The organism is Arthrospiribacter ruber (assembly GCF_019343195.1).
Taxonomy (GTDB): domain Bacteria; phylum Bacteroidota; class Bacteroidia; order Cytophagales; family Cyclobacteriaceae; genus Arthrospiribacter; species Arthrospiribacter ruber.
Genome location: NZ_RPHB01000001.1, coordinates 358,154 through 375,443 on the forward strand (window position 1 = coordinate 358,154; position 17,290 = coordinate 375,443).

At 40.5% G+C, this 17,290-nt stretch carries 14 protein-coding genes; 10 read left to right on the forward strand and 4 right to left on the reverse strand.

All coding sequences use genetic code 11. From position 1 onward, the window contains the following. Positions 1–61: 61 nt before the first annotated feature. The 5 genes from EGN73_RS01375 (at position 62) to EGN73_RS01395 (ending at position 8,654) form a co-directional block, all read left to right on the forward strand. Positions 62–2,464 carry an FtsX-like permease family protein gene (locus tag EGN73_RS01375; protein ID WP_219286361.1) on the forward strand — a complete coding sequence of 801 codons (2,403 nt, stop codon included), beginning with the start codon at positions 62–64 and terminating at the stop codon, positions 2,462–2,464. A gap of 399 nt (positions 2,465–2,863) precedes the next feature. Continuing rightward, the gene (locus EGN73_RS01380; protein ID WP_219286364.1) at positions 2,864–5,320 is read left to right on the forward strand and encodes an ABC transporter permease; all 2,457 of its coding nucleotides are present in this window, start codon (positions 2,864–2,866) and stop codon (positions 5,318–5,320) included. Between the two features lie 468 nt (positions 5,321–5,788). Further along, positions 5,789–6,502 carry an SDR family oxidoreductase gene (locus EGN73_RS01385; RefSeq protein ID WP_219286366.1) on the forward strand — a complete coding sequence of 238 codons (714 nt, stop codon included), beginning with the start codon at positions 5,789–5,791 and terminating at the stop codon, positions 6,500–6,502. Positions 6,503–6,638: 136 nt separating this feature from the next. Beyond that, complete coding sequence (locus EGN73_RS01390) at positions 6,639–7,313, forward strand: ABC transporter ATP-binding protein (RefSeq protein ID WP_219286368.1); 675 nt, start codon at positions 6,639–6,641, stop codon at positions 7,311–7,313. A gap of 3 nt (positions 7,314–7,316) precedes the next feature. Next, positions 7,317–8,654 carry a TolC family protein gene (locus tag EGN73_RS01395; RefSeq protein WP_219286371.1) on the forward strand — a complete coding sequence of 446 codons (1,338 nt, stop codon included), beginning with the start codon at positions 7,317–7,319 and terminating at the stop codon, positions 8,652–8,654. Positions 8,655–8,701: 47 nt separating this feature from the next. On the opposite strand, the gene EGN73_RS01400 is transcribed toward EGN73_RS01395, so the two are convergent. After that, positions 8,702–9,733, reverse strand: a complete 1,032-nt coding sequence (locus EGN73_RS01400; RefSeq protein ID WP_219286373.1) for a PAS domain-containing protein — start codon at positions 9,731–9,733, stop codon at positions 8,702–8,704. A gap of 82 nt (positions 9,734–9,815) precedes the next feature. Here EGN73_RS01400 and EGN73_RS01405 point away from each other — a divergent pair, with 82 nt between their 5' ends. Then, positions 9,816–10,415: an HD domain-containing protein gene (locus tag EGN73_RS01405; protein ID WP_219286375.1), complete on the forward strand. Its 600-nt coding sequence runs from the start codon at positions 9,816–9,818 to the stop codon at positions 10,413–10,415. Here the strand turns inward: EGN73_RS01405 and EGN73_RS01410 are convergent, their stop codons facing one another. The 3 genes from EGN73_RS01410 to EGN73_RS01420 form a co-directional block, all read right to left on the reverse strand. Beyond that, positions 10,416–11,558, reverse strand: coding sequence for a hypothetical protein (locus EGN73_RS01410; protein WP_219286378.1), 1,143 nt, complete (start codon positions 11,556–11,558; stop codon positions 10,416–10,418). A 100-nt stretch (positions 11,559–11,658) separates the two neighbouring features. Continuing rightward, positions 11,659–12,426, reverse strand: coding sequence for a zinc ribbon domain-containing protein (locus tag EGN73_RS01415; protein WP_219286380.1), 768 nt, complete (start codon positions 12,424–12,426; stop codon positions 11,659–11,661). Positions 12,427–12,429: 3 nt separating this feature from the next. Continuing rightward, positions 12,430–13,530 carry a Nif3-like dinuclear metal center hexameric protein gene (locus EGN73_RS01420; protein ID WP_219286975.1) on the reverse strand — a complete coding sequence of 367 codons (1,101 nt, stop codon included), beginning with the start codon at positions 13,528–13,530 and terminating at the stop codon, positions 12,430–12,432. A gap of 41 nt (positions 13,531–13,571) precedes the next feature. On the opposite strand from EGN73_RS01420, the gene lpxK reads away from it, so the two are divergent. The 4 genes from lpxK to EGN73_RS01435 are packed head-to-tail and all read left to right on the forward strand — an operon-like array spanning position 13,572 to position 17,205. Then, positions 13,572–14,621 (forward strand): tetraacyldisaccharide 4'-kinase, encoded by a 1,050-nt coding sequence (lpxK, locus tag EGN73_RS01425; protein ID WP_219286383.1) that lies wholly within the window; start codon positions 13,572–13,574, stop codon positions 14,619–14,621. Between the two features lie 22 nt (positions 14,622–14,643). Then, positions 14,644–14,796, forward strand: a complete 153-nt coding sequence (locus tag EGN73_RS22465) for a hypothetical protein (RefSeq protein WP_246611412.1) — start codon at positions 14,644–14,646, stop codon at positions 14,794–14,796. Further along, positions 14,744–16,591, forward strand: a complete 1,848-nt coding sequence (locus tag EGN73_RS01430) for a putative porin (protein WP_246611413.1) — start codon at positions 14,744–14,746, stop codon at positions 16,589–16,591. The genes EGN73_RS22465 and EGN73_RS01430 overlap by 53 nt, the downstream gene beginning before the upstream one ends. 2 nt (positions 16,592–16,593) lie before the next feature. Next, positions 16,594–17,205: a MiaE family protein gene (locus tag EGN73_RS01435; protein ID WP_219286979.1), complete on the forward strand. Its 612-nt coding sequence runs from the start codon at positions 16,594–16,596 to the stop codon at positions 17,203–17,205. Positions 17,206–17,290 lie beyond the last annotated feature (85 nt).

The window sequence follows — 17,290 nt, forward strand, 5'->3', positions numbered from 1 at the left end:
GGTGAAAAGTTTATTTTGACTTGCCCCTTATGGGAACTGACCAACTTATATCTAATGAGCCATGTGGAAAAATTACTTCAAAGTATCGTTTAGAAACCTGATGAAGCGGAAGCTTTATACAGGCATTAATATTTTGGGTCTTACTGTAGCCATTGTGAGTTTTTTGGCTATCGCCTTATACATTTACCATGAGGCTACCTATGACAGCATGTATTCTGATTCGGAGCGGGTGGTAAGGTTTGCCCAAAAGTTTGAAAGGTCAGGAGAGGAACAGGTAGTAGCTATGACGCCTTCAGCTTTGGTGCCAGCCCTGATGGAAGAAATTGAGGAAGTGGAAGTTGCTACCTTGATTTTTGATTATAGCATCTTTTCTTCGGTGCTGATAGATGGGGGCCAAGGAAACCGGGAGGAAAGCAAATTTGCCTTTGTGGATGAAAATTTCTTTGAAATCTTCAATCTGGAATTACTTGCCGGAGCTGAGGGAAAACTTTTAACCGAACCCAATCAGATAGTCCTGACATATTCCGCTGCACAACGCTATTTCCAGAGGCCTTTACTTACAGTAGGAAGCACGATAAAGGTAGACGGGACAGATTATCAGGTTACAGGGATAGTATCTGACTTCCCCAGTAACAGTCACCTTGATTTTGACTTTTTAGCCTCTTTTATCACAACCAGACATGGAAAAGACCCCCAATGGTCTCCCGCCAATTATTATTCTTATGCCAAACTGATTCCCAATACCGATAAAGAAGTCTTTGCTGGGAAACTGGATCAGATGGTGGAAAAATATTTGGGTGAACAATTGAGAAGTTATGGTTTTGAAGTGGCAATGTTGTTTCAACCCTTGACTTCCATTTACTTGGGAGACAGTCAACTAAAGGAAATGAAACCTGCATCTGACATTAAGAACCTTTATATTTTTGGGTCAGTTGCAATTCTGCTTATAATTATAGGGATCATCAATTATGTCAATCTTGCCACTGCGGAGTCTACTGAGCGCAATAAGGAAGTAGGGCTAAGAAAGGTTTTGGGTGCAGGTAGGCCTCAGTTATTTGGACAGCTTTTATCCGAATCTATGATCCTTTCCACTGCAGGAGTTCTTTTCAGCCTTTTAGTAATCTACCTGTTGAAAGGATTTTTTATGGATTTTTCGGGAGTTCCTTTACGACTGGAACTGCTATTTAGTCCTTTAGGGTTTTCTCTAATGATTGCCTTATTAATTCTGATCGGGTTGTTTTCGGGTTTTTATCCGGCCATTGTTTTATCCGGGTTAGAACCTCTCAAAGCTTTAGGGAAAAAATTTACAGGAGCTAATGAAGGAGGCTGGCTTAGGAGAGGCCTGGTGGTTTTCCAGTTTTTTGTTTCAATCAGCCTGTTGCTTGCCACTTTTATTGTTAAAAAACAATTGGATTATATGCAGACTGTGAACCTTGGCTATGACAGAGAACAGGTGATCGCGCTCAATTTTCACTACAACATGATGGAAAAGGTGTCCTCATTCAAAAATGAAGTAGATAGAACAGGTGCCGCACAGTCTGTAAGTCTGTCCAACTCCCTACCCATATTTATTCAGGCCGGGTACTCTGTATCTCCCGGGGGAGACAACGACAAAGATTTTATGATCACGGGTTTTGCTGTGGACCATGATATACTTCAGACTCTCAGCCTCAACCTGATAGCAGGTACTGATTTTTCAAAACAGGATATCAATCAGTCAGAGGCCTATGAGAGTCAATCAGAAATGAACATCATTTTCAATGAAGCGGCCATTAAGGAAATGGGATGGGAAGTGGAAGAGAGTATTGGTCGTAAAGTGAATTATAACGGACTTATTTGCAATATAAAAGGTGTAGTACAGGATTTTTATTTCAACTCTTTACACCATCAGGTGGGACCATTGGCAATATTTATCCAACCTTCTGAAGCCAATTGGATTTTAGCAAAACTTCCAAAAGGCAGTCCCAACGAAAGCATTACTAAATTGGAGGAAGTCTGGAAGGGTTTGTTTCCCGACAGGCCCTTTACTTACCGGTTTCTGGACGAAGAATATGATAAAATGTACCAGGCAGAAATGAAAGTCAGTAGCATATTCGGCGTATTTGCTGGCATAGCTATTTTCATTGCCTGTATGGGGCTGTTCGGTTTGGTCTCATACGTTGCGATGAGAAGAACTCGGGAAATCAGCATCAGAAAAGTATTGGGAGCCGATGCGATTGATGTGCTTAAAGTTTTATCCTCTGACTTCTTTGTCCTCTTGACAGTGTCTGCTATCATGGCAGTAGGATTCGGGCTTTGGTTTAAAGGAATTTGGCTGGGGGGCTTTGCCTATAAAACAGACATTTCCTTGTCAATTTACCTTCTGTCTATCCTAATGGTGCTAATTATAGCAATTCTCACCATAGGTTATCGGACACTAAAGGTCTTCGCATTGAACCCGGCCAAAACGCTGAAAGATGATTAAAGATGGGCTATGAAGAATTTGAAAATGTGTCACATCATACTTTCACCATTTCAACTTTGATTTCTTATGGAGATTTTACAACCGATCAAAACGAGTTAATCGGAACAAGTTGTCTTATCGGACAGCAAGGCACTCCGCATTTGCTAAAGATATAGGGGCCTGTCCCAATCTCCAGGGTATTGCTTTGGAAGCCCCACCAGTGAGTTATCTGATTGGAAAATGGATGTCGGGTTCCAATTCAAAAATTCGATTATCCTGGCAGATTTGTGCAGTTTCATTGCTTATGGATGGCATGGTTGCCATCTTTATAGTAGGCTGGAAATCTTTCAGACAGCATGGAAAACCCTTCCAGTGCTTTCAAAAGCGAGTAATTGTTGAACCTAATTAAATGCAAATTATATGTTTCGAAATATCCTGAAAATTGCCCTGAGAAACTTTTGGAAGACCAAAAGCATTTCCTTTATCAATGTATTAGGTTTGTCATTGGGAATGGCACTGTGCATGATTATCGCAATTTTTGTTAAAAATGAATTGAGCTATGACAGGCATTTTCCCAATGCAGAGCGCATTTACAGAATCAGTTCAGATATTGTCTTTGGTGGCAATGCCATGAACATGACATTTGCTCCTGCCCCAATGGCTGAGGCATTGGTATCCGAAATCCCCGAAGTCGAGGCTGCGGTTCATTTTAGACAGCAGGGTTCATTTCTGATCAAAAGATATGAGGACAATATCAAAGAAAATGATGTGGTGTTTGCAGGAAAAAGCTTTTTGGATGTTTTTAATATTCCTTTAGTACAGGGAATTAGAGAAAAGGCCCTGGATGAACCAAATACCATGCTCGTGAGCCAAAGTCTGGCTGACAAGTTTTTCAAAGGAGAAAATGCAGTAGGTCAAAGTCTTATTCTCGATAATAAAACTTCCTACAATATCACTGGGGTTTTTGCTGATATTCCTGAAAACAGCCATTTTCAATTTCATGCATTGCTGGCAGCAGAGGGTTTGGCTGAAGCTAAAAGCGGTCAGTGGTTGAGTAATAATTTCCAAACCTATTTACTCGTCCATCCTGGGGCTGATCCCAAGGCAATGGAAGAGAAAATCAGGGCAATGAGTGAAAAACACATGGCTCCGGTATTGAAACAGATTTTGGGTGAGGATTTTACATTGGAACAATTCAAAGCTTCGGGAAACAAAGTAGAATACAGTTTACAGCCACTATTGGACATACATTTACATTCAGATTTATTAGGTGAGTTCAAAGCAAACTTTTCGATTACATACATTTATCTGTTTATCGCGATAGCAGTATTCATTTTATTGATCGCCTGCATCAATTTTATGAATCTGGCGACAGCTAAATCATCCAATAGAGCCAAGGAAGTAGGTGTTAGGAAAACGATGGGTTCTGGGAGAAATGAGCTTATAGGTCAATTTTTAGGTGAAACCTTTATCATGAGCCTTTTTTCTTTTATGCTGGCCATTTTATTGGCTTCCTTATTATTGCCTTTTTTCAATGATTTGGCAGGGAGAAATCTAAAGCTTCCTCTGACGGATGTGGAGTTTTATCTGTACCTGCTCTTAGCAGCCTTTTTGGTGGGACTTATCGCAGGGGCTTATCCTGCACTTTTTCTTTCAGGATTCAATCCTTCCAAAGTTCTCAAAGGGGATATATCCAAAGGAATGAAAAGTTCATCAGTCAGGAGTTCTTTGGTGGTTTTTCAGTTCGCCATTTCTATCATACTTATTTTCTGTACCATAGTGCTTTTTTCACAAATGAATTTTATACAAAATAAAAACCTCGGTTTTAGTAAGGATCAGATCATCATGGTACATGATCTGTATGCCATGGGAAGTCAAAAGCAAACTTTCAAAGAACAGATTTTGTCCAGTTCTCTTATTGAAAAAGGGACTTTAAGTGGTTACCTGCCAGTATCAGGGACCAATAGGTCAGATACCCCTTGGTGGGTATTTGGGAGGGATATTCAGGATCAGGAAAATCTGGTTTCCATTCAAAACTGGAGAGTAGACTTTGATTATATCAGCACACTTGGGATGAAAGTCATTCAGGGTAGGGATTTCAGTTTGGACTTTCCCTCCGATTCTTCAGGAGTAATTCTGAACGAGACTGCGGTCAAAAATTTCAATTTCGATGGGGATCCAATCGGGCAAAAAATATCCTCTTTTTCCGGAGATAATGACAATGGTTTTAGTACCGAAAATGCTGAGCTGAGAACTGTTATAGGGGTGGTGGAGAATTTCCATTTTGAATCATTGAAGGAAAATATTGGTGCGGTTCTAATGTTTATTGATCCCAATCCTACAGGGATTGCCTCATTCAGGTTTCAGGCAGGAGATACCAAAGAAGTTTTGTCGCTTCTCGAAGGAAAATGGAATGAATTGGCACCTGGTCAACCCTTCACTTATAGTTTCTTGGATGATCGCTTTGCTTCCATGTATGCGTCTGAGGCAAGGATTGGGAAAGTGTTTGCAGCGTTTACAGGATTTGCGATTTTTATTGCCTGCATGGGCTTATTTGCTCTGACGGCTTTCACGGCTGAACAAAGAAGAAAAGAAATAGGAATAAGAAAGGCATTGGGTGCATCTGTAAGCTCCTTGGTGTTGTTGCTTTCCAAAGAATTTACCAAACTGGTGCTCATTGCCTTTGTCATCGCTGCTCCACTCGGCTGGTATGGAATGAACAAATGGTTGCAGGATTATACCTACAGAATTGATCTGGGATGGACTACGCTTTTGATCGTGATGGGCTTAGTGATGGCAGTAGCCTGGACAGTTATGGGCGTACAGTCCTTCAGGGCAGCCCGTATCAATCCTGTCGATTCTCTTAAAGGAGAATAGAAAAATCTTAGATAGGAAGGATGAGGGATAAAGGAAGAATGAGAGGTAAAGGTAAAATGTTAACTGATTTTTGAAGGGCAAGAGAGATCTGTCAGTGAAGACACTAGCAGGGGCCGTACTAAAAAGTGTATAGTTATTAGTGTTTGGATATCCTTGCCTCCTGAAGACAGAGTAGTGGAATTGTTTAACTGATGAATTGTTTGATGCTTGTTTATGATCACCAAGTGATCGAACTTTGAATAAGCCTAGGTGTAACCCGAGGAAAAATTGGATTTTACACATCTTTCAAAGCCCCCTCTTCAATTTCCATGTTTAATCTTGAAAGGAAATGGAGGACATAAGGTTCCTTGCCCTAAGGGATTTTCAAATGTTTGTCCTTTCCTACGAAATTTGAATTTTTCTGAACCTCTTTAAGGGATGACAGGTTTTGCTAAGTAGATAATCGGATTTTTAACCTAAATATAAATCATGCAAAATATAGCAAACAAAACAGCTTTTATCACAGGAGGAAGCAAGGGAATAGGATATGGAATCGCCGCCGCCCTAATGGAACAGGGTATGAGGGTTGCCATTACCAGTCGGTCTCAGGAGGCTGCGGATAAAGCAGTATCCGAGCTGAATAAAATTGGAAAAGGAGAAGCACTTGGACTTGAGGCAGATGTGAGGGATTTCGAGTCCCAAAAGAAAGCCATACAGCAAGCAATGGATAAATGGGGACAGATTGACCTGTTGGTTGCCAATGCAGGCATAGGGCATTTTGCTGCTATCCAGGATTTGAGTGTTGAACAGTGGCAGGAAACCATAGATACCAATCTTACAGGAGTTTTTTACACGCTCAAAGCCGGATTGGAAGGGCTAAAAGAAGCGAAAGGTTATTTTATAACTATTTCCAGTCTTGCGGGTACCAATTTCTTCGCGAAAGGATCTGCATACAATGCCAGTAAATTTGGTCTTACCGGATTTACCCAAGCGGTGATGTTGGATTTGAGAAATGAAGGCATCCGCTGTACGACGATTATGCCAGGTTCCGTGGCCACATATTTCAATGATCATACACCTAATGAAGCTGATGCCTGGAAGATCCAGATAGAAGATTTGGGACAGATGGTGGTCGATTTGATGAAAATACACCCAAGGACGCTTCCTAGCAAAATAGAAGTAAGGCCGAGTATACCTGGATAATTTCGTCCGCTGGCGGACAAACATGTTCGGCAATTTTAGGCCAAATGATAAGTGAAAAGCCCTATTCGCTAAGAATAAGGGCTTTTTTTATGGCATAAGTTTGGGAACTTGGTCAAGAGTAAAAAAATCTTTGTTCATGATCAGACTTTCAAATATTGATAAATTTATTGATTCACGCTTTCAGCGCACATTTATTCTTAAGGGCATAGACCTGGAAATCCAACAGGGAGAATTCATCACCCTTATGGGGCCTTCGGGCGTCGGTAAATCTACTTTGCTCAATATTATTGGCCTTCTGGATGAGGATTATGAGGGGCTTTACCATTTTGATGATAGAGACATTAATTCCATGAAATCCAAAGAAAAGAATGCCCTTCACAAGTCCGAGTTTGGATATATTTTTCAAGCCTATCACCTTATTGATGAACTGACAGTCTATGAAAATATTGAAACCCCACTTTTATACAGAAATGTTTCGGGTAGCGAAAGGAAAAGTATCGTAGCCAATCTTTTGGATCGGTTCAATATGGTTGCAAAAAAAGACTTATTTCCTGAGCAATTGTCAGGCGGACAGCAACAGTTGGTAGGGATTGCCAGGGCCATAGCAGGTAAGCCCAGGGTACTTTTAGCTGATGAACCCACTGGAAACCTGCACTCCAACCAAGCTAAGGAGATCATGACTGTTTTTCAAGAGCTCAATCAAGAGGGTACTACCATTATTCAGGCTACTCACGCCAGGGAAAATGCAGACTACGGAAACCGTCTGATTGAGATGCTTGACGGAAAAATAGACCAAGATATTACCATTTGAAAAATGAAAAATACCCTACTACACTTGGCATTATGCCTAACAATTCCATTTAATCTTCAGGCCCAGGATACTATACCCGTGTCATTTGATGAAGCAGTCAGGATAGGGATAAGCCAAAACCTGGATTTTCAGATGGTCAGTAACAGGCAGGAAGTTCTGAAAGCCGAAAAAATAAATGCCAAGCTTTCCCATCTACCCAGAATCAACATGGGCAGTACTGCGGGGCGGAATATTGGACAGCAGTTCCAGCAGGTAGAAGGAGAACTGATTGTAACCAATGAGATTCAGGACTATATTACCGGAAATGTGGATGTAAGTATGCCTGTTTTCAATGGGGCTAGAAGAATAAATATGACAGCTGCTACCAGGCATTTTGCCGAGGCTGGGCAAAATGAAGTGCAGAGAGCCAAGGAAGAGGTGATGTTCAATGTGGCCCAGCAATATTTACAGGTATTACTTGATGAACAATTGTATAATATTGCTGTCGAAAACCTTGAAAATCAAAAAAAACAACTTGAGCAAATTGAGGGATTTGTGGATGCCGGATTGAGAACATTGGCCGATCTCTATAACCAACAATCTGAAGTTGCAAGGTTAGAGACAGTCGCTTTGGATGCAAGGATTCAGTGGGAAACAGACCTCTGGACCCTGGCTGAAATTCTTCAAATGGAAAACAACGCATTACCAAAACCTCAGGCAGTAGATGTGGCTGCATTTGGGAGTGATCTTTTAGCCCTTTCTTATCCTCAACTTTATGACATTGCTTTAAGCAATAGAAAAGATCTTTTGCAGCAACAGTCTCTGGAGGAAGCAAACAGGAGGTTGCTTGCGGTTTCGAGGGCTCAGCTTTACCCCCAAATTAATGCCTTTTTCAATTATAGCACCTTTTCGACTTCTTTTGACCAAAGACCATTTAGGGACCAATTTTTTACCATATATCCTCAGCGTTCATTTGGTCTTAGATTGAATATTCCAGTTTTCAATAATTTTGACAATAGACTGGAAGTAACTAGAAGTAAGGTAGACTTGAAAAATCAGAATCTTCAAAAGAGAGCTTTGGAAAGGCAGATTGCTCAGGATGTCAAGCTTTCTTATGAAAATTACCGGGCTGCTATCCGCCGAGATGAGGCTACCAAACTTCAGCTTAAAGCAGCAGAAGAAGCTCAAAAAGCCATTTCTGAAAGGTTTAGACTGGGGGTGTCAAATTTTGTAGACCTTGCACAAGCCAATCAACAATTGGTTACTGCCCAGTCTGACCAGGCTCAGGCAAAGTATACCCTGTATTTTCAGGATATCATCATGAGGTATGCCTTGGGTATACTGGAATCAGAAGGCCTGTAAACTTCAGAATCAAGGATTGGCCAAAGGAGAAAGATCCATTATGAAGGCTAATCCGAATTAAGGGTGCTGGAGGCATGGATGCTTTCCTGTAAGACTTGGTCCAGTTTGAGGGCTTCTTTCTTTACAATAGCAAGAAGCTCTTTCGCTTCTGCCAAGTCGTCTTTCAGATTGATGACTTCGAGAATGCCTAGCACATTGGCCAGCTTGGCGCGCATCATATGGGACTGGTTGAAGGTTAGGTCTTTGAGAAACTTGTTTTGCTTATCGAGTAAAAGGTCTGATTTTTTCTTTTCAGAAATATCAAAAATACCACCAATCATCAATAGGGGCTGATTGGATTCTGACCAAGAGATTACTTTTGCGTAACACAAAATATTTATCGTTTCATTTTCTAAGGTGAGCAATCTAAATTCGTGGTGAAAAGGGGTATTGCCCATTGATTCAAAATGCTGCTTCAAAAGCGTTTTCACTTCTTTTTGATCCTCAGGGTGAATGTGTTTTTTCCATTTGACCGAAGGTTTTTGGCTCCTTTCAGGTTTGGAAGTATACTTCAGCATGTTCAGAAATGAATCACTTAGGTAGTCTTTTTTTTTGATGAGGTCCCAAATCCAAAAACCTAACAGGTGATCTTCAAAAAGCCCTCCCAATATTTCATTCTTTATCTGAAGTTCGTTCAGGTTTCTGGGCACTTCAATGTGGTGAGGCAGGTATTTTGAAATAGGGTAGCCAATTCCCAAAATTCTTTTCTGCCCGTTAATAACTCCAATTTTAAACTCCCATCTCGTCCATTTAAAATCTTCACCATCTTTGTTAAGTACTCTAAGATCAATTTGAAAACTTGATTTTTTGGATTCCAATGCATTTTTAAGCAAAAATGTATAATTTGAAAAATCCTGTGGATAAATAATTGCCGAAAGTGATTTAGCTGAAATAGAGCTGCCAAAATCAGGTAGCTGTGAATCCAAAAGAGCATTAAAGCCTGTGATGAGGTTTTGTTCATTCAAAATGAGCATGAAGAGTTGTCCTGATTGGTGGATCAAATCGAAGAGATCGGTAGGGAGGGTGGATGTTGTCTTCAACTTCTCTGAGGTTTGAATATTTACAATTGTAAAGAAAAGCAAAAATATTTATTTAAAATACAAAAAATAATATATAAAAATCATGTCATCAACATTAATTTTAAAAAAAGACCATTTTGGATCTCAAAAAGATATCGGAAATGCTATGTCCGAGGAAGATGCCTATGTTTTACTTGAAGAATGGGTTACCAACGATAAACTGATCTTTCATATGAAGCAAGTCGGCCATTTGATGAAAGTTTATGCTGCTAAAAAAGGTCTTAGCGACTATGAACAGCATATCTGGTACTTGGCAGGACTGTTGCACGACGCTGATTGGGACCAATGGCCTGATCAACATTGCAGAAAAATCATCGAGGAACTTGAAGGGAGAAATCAGGATCCAAGAATCATAAAAGCCATAGCTTCCCATGGTCCTCGACACTTTGGCGTAGAGCCTGATTCTGAGATGGATAAGATGCTGTATGCTTTTGATGAACTGTCAGGTTTGATCCATGCCTATTCTCTCATGCGCCCAAATGGATATGAGGGCATGGAAGTAAAAGGTGTGAAAAAGAGGCTTAAGGACAAAAGTTTTGCCGCTCAGGTCAGCAGAGAAGACATCACTGATGCTTCGGAAAGAGCAGGCATTGCTATAGATGAATTGATCCGCTTTATTACTGAACATCAGCTAAGGACCTGATTATGGTAGCCTTACTTCTTCCCAAAAGTTTTCCTGGCTTTTCACATATAGCCCACTTCTCGTGGCTACATAAACTTTTCCGCCAAAAAATTGCACGTCATATATTTGTGCGCCATTTAGTCCTGTTCTGTCCAGTTCGGTGAGTTGATGATTTGAAACTGCATTTTCACGGAAGTTTTCCAATGAAGAGAGAACTTCAGTACCGGGCATAAAAATCAGTCCTTTGTCACCATCAGAGCGAACCATCAGGGGACCATTGAGCTCAGTGATGTATTCTTTGGATTCAGAAAGTGGGGAATTGGTAAGAGAAATCCTTCCCACCGGAGATTCTGAAATCAGGTATTCCAAAGGAGATACCTGTGCATAATCATAAAACCTGAAATTTGGGCTTCCTGTGGAGGGGCCTATCAGTAGTTGGCTGCTGCCATCTTTGGAAATCAGAAATGAATCTCCTGATTCGGGATCTTCTCCGGCCTTTCTGATGTGGGCAATCCATTGATCTTCGAGCTTTTTCACACTTTGTATGATCAGCCCCTGGGCATTTGCATCAGCAGCCATCCCTAAATCTGAGGCTGTGATTGCTGCTGCTTTATTTACTTCAAGACTGCCGAATCCATTTCCAAAGTCAATTTCAAGTATAAGGATCTCATGAAATCCGTCCTTAATAAGGTTCAGGATTAAATGATTACCGTTAAGGTCAAAGGTTCTTTCGGGATGGATCAATTCTTTTTGGGTGTCTGAAACCAATCTAAAATCGCCTCCATTTCCCCCTAAATAATCATCAAGAATCAAGCCTCGTAACTCTCCAAAATCTGAAGAGAAAACATTAAACCCAATTAGGTTTTGAATTGGGTGAAGGGTATAATTCCTGGTAAAAGAAGGCCTGAACCTTCGGCTTTGTCCGCCTGTAGCGCAGCAAGAAAAAGTGATCTCCCCATCTTTATTGATGTATCCTGGGTTACTTTCATGCAGAAAGAAAAGCTGATCATCAATGATTTCCATCCCAAAAACAAAACCCGAGTTAAGATTAGAATTATCGATTAGTTCGAAATTTTCCGGATCATCTTCTACAACAGGCTCAGCAGGGTCGTTACATGAAAAAAGGAAAATTGACAAGAAGAGTAATGACAATAGTTTTTTCATGATCTTTTGGGAGTTAGTTGTTTCTAAAAATATAGTTTTTTTTATTAAAAAAAAAGCCCGGAAATATTTTCCGGGCTTTTGGTTATAATTATTAGATCGCTTAAGACCTAGTGCTTCTTTTCTTTTTTACCGGTTCTTCTTCTATCTCATCTTCGACACCTGCAAAGATTCTTCCACAGTGTTCACAGACGATAAGTTTTTTCTTCTCTCTGATATCTGCCTGTCTCTGTGGGGGCACAATATTGAAACAACCTCCACAGGCACCTCTTTTTACCATCACTACAGCGAGACCGTTTTTAGCGTTGTCCCTGATTTTGTTGTAGGACTTAAGAAGTCTGTCTTCAATTTTTTTGGAAGCTTTTTCCCTGTCGGTTTTTAGCTTAGACTCTTCATTTTCACTTTCTGAAATGATGGTGTCCAACTCAGACTTTTTTGTTTCAAGGTCTTTTTGCCTTTCATTGAGGGTTTCTTTCAGGGCATCTACGTCTGCATTTTTGCTTTCGATTCTGGCCTGAGCTTCTCCTATTTTCTTTTTAGAAACTTGAATTTCAAGGTCTTGCAATTCAAGTTCTTTGGTGATGGCGTCATACTCTCTGTTATTTCTGACGTTCATCTGTTGTTCCTGATATTTTTTTATCAGTCTTTCAGATTCCTTGATGTTTTCCTTGTAGGACTTAATGTCTTCCTCTAGGCTTTGGAGATCGCTGTTGAACTTTTCCAATCTGGTTTCGTAACCTACTATCTCGTCTTCAAGGTCTTGGACTTCTTCTGGAAGGGCTCCTCTAACTTTAAAAATCGCGTCGAGTCTGGAATCTATTTTCTGAAGGTTTAATAAGGCTTCAAGCTTTTGTGAAACTGTACTTTCCATGTACTATGTATAAGTTATGGGATTCGTAACTACTTTTGTCAAATAGAGTGCAATATTAGTAAAATTTTGCGACAATAATTCTACAAGCAGCTCTTTTGTGTAAATTTCACTTTCATAATGTCCTATGTCACAAATAACGAGTTGATTTTCAGCATCAAAGAATTCGTGGTATTTTACATCAGAAGTAACGAATACATCCGCACCTGCTCTTTTGGCATCTGATAGCAGGAAAATGCCAGCTCCTCCGCATACGGCAATTTTTTTGATAGGATTACCAGTGAAATGGGTGTGTTTGACGATTTTTAGATCCATTTGTGATTTTAGGAGTTGCAAGAAATCCTTTTCGCTCATTTTATTTGGCAATTCCCCAATCATGCCAGCTCCCACTTCTTGGTTTTCGTTTTCAAGACGGGTAAGAAAATAAGCCACCTCTTCATAAGGGTGAGAATTTTTCAGTGCTGAAAGAACTTTTCTTTCAAGATAGGAAGGTAGTACCACCTCGACTTTAACCTCAGGTTCTCTGTGCGGCTTGTTTCTTTCACCTTTATGGGGATTGGATCTGTCAGAAGGGGTATAAGTCCCAGTGCCCTTACTTTGGAAACTGCAATCTTTATATTCTCCTATTTGTCCTGCACCAGCATCAAAAAGCGCCAATGATACTTTTTCCACCTCTTCTTCAGGTATGAAAGTTACCAATTTGGATAGTATTCCTTTTTTGGGCTTCAGGATTTTAGTATTGTCCAGACCTAATTTGTCACAGATTTTTTTGTTGACCCCATGGGCCACATGGTCGAGGTTGGTATGGATGGCAAATATCGCGATGTCATTTTTGATTGCCCTGATGACCGTTTTTTCCACATAATTTCGTCCTGTAAAACTTTTGAGTCCTTTAAATACTATGGGGTGGTGGGCAATAATTAGATTGCAGCCTAACTCAATCGCTTCATTGACCACTTCTTCGGTTGCGTCCAAGCTGCATAAAATTCCTTTGACTTCTGCTTTAGGATCACCTGTAATCAATTGGGCATTGTCGTAGGACTCCTGATAGCTGCCAGGAGCAATCTGCTCAAGGTAAGAAACAATATCCTGAATCGTGTAAACCATATTTTTTCCATTACTTTGTTCCAAATTAAGCAATTTTATCCATGCGGTGGTATCATACTTTGTTATATCCCTTCAGCGTAGTTTATGATTTCGCAACTGCGCTGCGCAATCACCTGTTTGATATTGGGTATAAAAAGGAGATGAATTTTGATGTTCCCACTGTCGTTGTCGGTAACTTAAGTGTAGGAGGGTCAGGCAAAACACCCATGGTGGAATTTTTGATAGAGTCACTCACCGAAAAATATAGACTTGCAGTGCTGAGCCGAGGGTATGGTAGGAAAACAAGAGGTTTTATCATGTTGCAAGATGGGTTGAGCCCGGAACAGGTAGGAGACGAGCCATTTCAGATTTTCTCAAAATATGGAAAAAATATCAAAGTGGCAGTTGGTGAACAAAGGACCTTGGCCATACCGAAAATAATGCTGCAATATCCGGATACAGCTTTAATTCTTCTTGATGATGCTTTTCAGCACAGGTATCTCAGGGCTGATTACAATATTCTGTTGACTACTTTCCATAGTCCATTTTTCAGGGATCATGTTTTGCCTATGGGACTGCTGAGGGAAAGCAGGAGTGGGGCCAGGCGGGCAAACTTAGTAATCGTAACCAAATGTCCTGATAATTTGGGTGAAGAGCTAAAGGCTCTATATATAGGAGAAATCAAAAAGTACACGAATGCTAAAACAATTTTCACTTCTATCCAATATGGTGAGCCCTATTCCGTTTTGGACAATGGAAAGCAAATTAAGCAAAAAGTAGTTTTGGTTTCGGGCATTGCTAATGATGCTTTATTTGTAAATGAATGTCAAAGTAGGTTTCAGGTTATAGAAAAATTCACTTTTGGAGATCACCATACTTATTCGGATTCAGACATGAAAAAAATCACTTCAGTACTGAAAGAAATGCCTGATTCCATGTTGTTGACTACAGAAAAGGATGCAGTTAAACTAAAAAATCCAAGCTTTCGTGATTATTTGGCAGAATTTCCGATTTTTGCCATGCCTATAAAAATAAATATGTCTGCGCAGGACCAAAATGCATTGCGCAAGGAATTGTCCGACATGGTTTCCGCAAAAGCCTATCATCAGTGAAAGTAAGATTAACAGTTTTTATTTGGATGACCTGTTTCCTGTTTGGGACAGGGGTGATGGCGCAGATAAGACCAATCAGCCCAACAACTACCCCTCCGGGGCAGCAAAACCAGGGGATGCAGATGCCAATGGGACAGCAAGACCCAGAGGAGCAGATGCAGCAGGAGTCAGGTGAAAGAAAAAAATTGATCGATGATTCCACCAAAATGGTTTTCGGGCCGAAGACCAGTCTTTATTTTTTTGAAAAGGACATCAGGAAAAACAGGGATGTCAAATATGAGATTGACACTTTACTCAATAATTTTCATTATTACGAGCCTGTAGCTAAATCAGGATGGAAATATCAGGATCTGGGCAATATTGGCAGTGCTGCTCAGCCGATTTTTTACGAAGCACCCAAAATGATCGGTGTGACTTCAGGATTTCATGTATATGACCTTTATCATAATTCTTCCGATAGCATGAAGTACTATGATACCAAGTCACCATATACCCAGATGAATGCCTTTTGGGGGGGAGGAAACCGCAATATGCTGGATTTGGCTTTTGCCAGAAACGTGAATCCTAGATGGAATGTGGGATTTAACCTCAGTACTATCAGGGCGAGGAAAACACTGAATCCAAATGCCAGGGATGATAATTTAACAGAGCAGACGTCGTATTCTCTCCATACCAATTACAGGTCAGAAAACGGCAAATATTTTTTGTTGGCAAATTTTTCGAGGATGAAACATCAGGTCCGGGAACAAGGTGGGATTATCCCTCCGGAAATTGATGAGACCTCCATATTGTTTGCATACGAAGATGCCAAAGTCTGGCTTCGGAATTCCAGGGCCATAGACCTTAGGCAAGAAGTCCATTTGTATCACGAATACGAACTTTACAAAGGCCTGGAAGTCTACCATTCTTTTGATTGGAAGCTCCAGCAGATGAACTTCAATGCCAACCTAGGATCAGGGGACTCTACTTTCTTTAATCTTTATAATCCGGCCAGATTCAATACCTTGGACAGTACTGCCAACCATTTCCGGTTTGCGGAGGTGAGAAATGAGGCAGGCTTTAAGGGAGACTTGGGGCCATTGTTTTACAAAGCATTCATAAGGTACAGGACGGGCAATATGAGCAGCCAGTTTATGGTCAATCCAAATGGCTTTGATGAATTGTATCTTGGAGGGATGCTTAGAGGAGTGATTTCTGATCAATGGAAGTTTGAAGCCGAAGGGGAGTATTTAGTACCTGGAGCATTTAGGCTTCATGGACTGTTTGTGTCACCCTGGTTGGAGGCATCCTACACCAAGGCCCTTTATAAACCCACCTCTATTCAGCAGCTCAATAGGGGTAACCATCACCGATGGTCCAACAGGTTTGGGAACATTGGGCTGGACCAGATCAAGGGTGTGATCAAGGCTGATTTTCCAAGGTGGAGCTTAAGACCAAACGTGACCATCAATAGGATCAATAATTATGTCTTCTTCGATGAAAACCAGCAGGCTGCTCAGGCTTCCTCGGAGGCGTTTATGTTGATTCCCGGTTTAAAATATTCATTTAACCTGAGGAATAAATTTTATTGGGAGTCGGATTTGTATTATACCTTGCTTTCTGGTGGTGGTTCGGATAATTTTAGGATCCCTGAATTTTTTGCCAACAGCAGGTTGTATTATGACAGCCCTTTATTCGATGAAAATCTATTTATTCAGATTGGTGTGGAAGGCAGGTTCAGAAGTGATTATTTTGCAGATGCATACAATCCTGCCTTACAGAATTTTTATCTACAAAATGAATTTTTGGTTTTTGCCTATCCTGTAGTGGACTTTTTCTTAAATGCCAGGATCAATCGGACCCGAATATTGCTTAGATTCAACCATATCAATATCAATACCCTTAGTGAGCCGGGATATTTTGTTACTCCATATTTTACAGGCCTGAGGCGAGCATTGGATATAGGGATCAGTTGGCCTTTATTTGATTAATGATGAACTGGATAGAAAGTACCAAAGAAAAAATGCTCCACCTTCAGCTGCCCACAGATCCGAGGTGGGTGAATATTGCTGAAATGAACATAGAAGATATTCTTGTAGATCACGCCTACTGTGAACAGAAAGCAGCATCCTCCTGTATTTCATTGATTGTGCTGTTCAATGAATTTGAGAGGCTTGTAGAAGAGTTGACCCCGGTAGTCGCAGAAGAATGGGGACATTTTGAAAGGGTGTTGGAGAAGCTTAAAAAGAGAGGGTTCAAGCTAGGGAAGCAGAGAAAGGATGAGTATGTGATACAGTTGAAGGCTTTTGTCAAAAAAGGAGGTAGTAGGATACAGCAGCTCACCGAACAACTGCTGATGAATGCCCTGATTGAAGCAAGAAGCTGTGAGCGTTTCAAATTATTATCCAAGCACATTCAAGATGAAGAGCTGAAGGCTTTCTATTACGAACTGATGGTTTCGGAAGCAGGACACTACGTCAATTTTTTAGAGCTGGCCAGGCACTACGGGGATTTGGAAAAGGTGAATGCCCGATGGAAGGAATGGCTTAATTATGAAGCTGAAATAATCCAGAAGTTGGAAATCAGAGGTGACAGGATGCATTAAAGGTGAAATCTTAGAATTTTTTATCATTTTGGAGTTAAAATCCTTTAAAGGTATCCTGAATAAATACTTAATTTCCTAATATTAA

Bases quoted from the DNA above. Each gene is read 5' to 3' on its own strand.
- EGN73_RS01375 (WP_219286361.1), top strand. From the start codon at position 62: ATGTGGAAAAATTACTTCAAAGTATCGTTTAGAAACCTGATGAAGCGG.
- EGN73_RS01380 (WP_219286364.1), top strand. From the start codon at position 2,864: ATGTTTCGAAATATCCTGAAAATTGCCCTGAGAAACTTTTGGAAGACC.
- EGN73_RS01385 (WP_219286366.1), top strand. From the start codon at position 5,789: ATGCAAAATATAGCAAACAAAACAGCTTTTATCACAGGAGGAAGCAAG.
- EGN73_RS01390 (WP_219286368.1), top strand. From the start codon at position 6,639: ATGATCAGACTTTCAAATATTGATAAATTTATTGATTCACGCTTTCAG.
- EGN73_RS01395 (WP_219286371.1), top strand. From the start codon at position 7,317: ATGAAAAATACCCTACTACACTTGGCATTATGCCTAACAATTCCATTT.
- EGN73_RS01405 (WP_219286375.1), top strand. From the start codon at position 9,816: ATGTCATCAACATTAATTTTAAAAAAAGACCATTTTGGATCTCAAAAA.
- EGN73_RS01410 (WP_219286378.1), bottom strand. From the start codon at position 11,558: ATGAAAAAACTATTGTCATTACTCTTCTTGTCAATTTTCCTTTTTTCA.
- EGN73_RS01415 (WP_219286380.1), bottom strand. From the start codon at position 12,426: ATGGAAAGTACAGTTTCACAAAAGCTTGAAGCCTTATTAAACCTTCAG.
- EGN73_RS01420 (WP_219286975.1), bottom strand. From the start codon at position 13,530: ATGGTTTACACGATTCAGGATATTGTTTCTTACCTTGAGCAGATTGCT.
- lpxK (WP_219286383.1), top strand. From the start codon at position 13,572: ATGCGGTGGTATCATACTTTGTTATATCCCTTCAGCGTAGTTTATGAT.
- EGN73_RS01430 (WP_246611413.1), top strand. From the start codon at position 14,744: ATGCCAATGGGACAGCAAGACCCAGAGGAGCAGATGCAGCAGGAGTCA.
- EGN73_RS01435 (WP_219286979.1), top strand. From the start codon at position 16,594: ATGAACTGGATAGAAAGTACCAAAGAAAAAATGCTCCACCTTCAGCTG.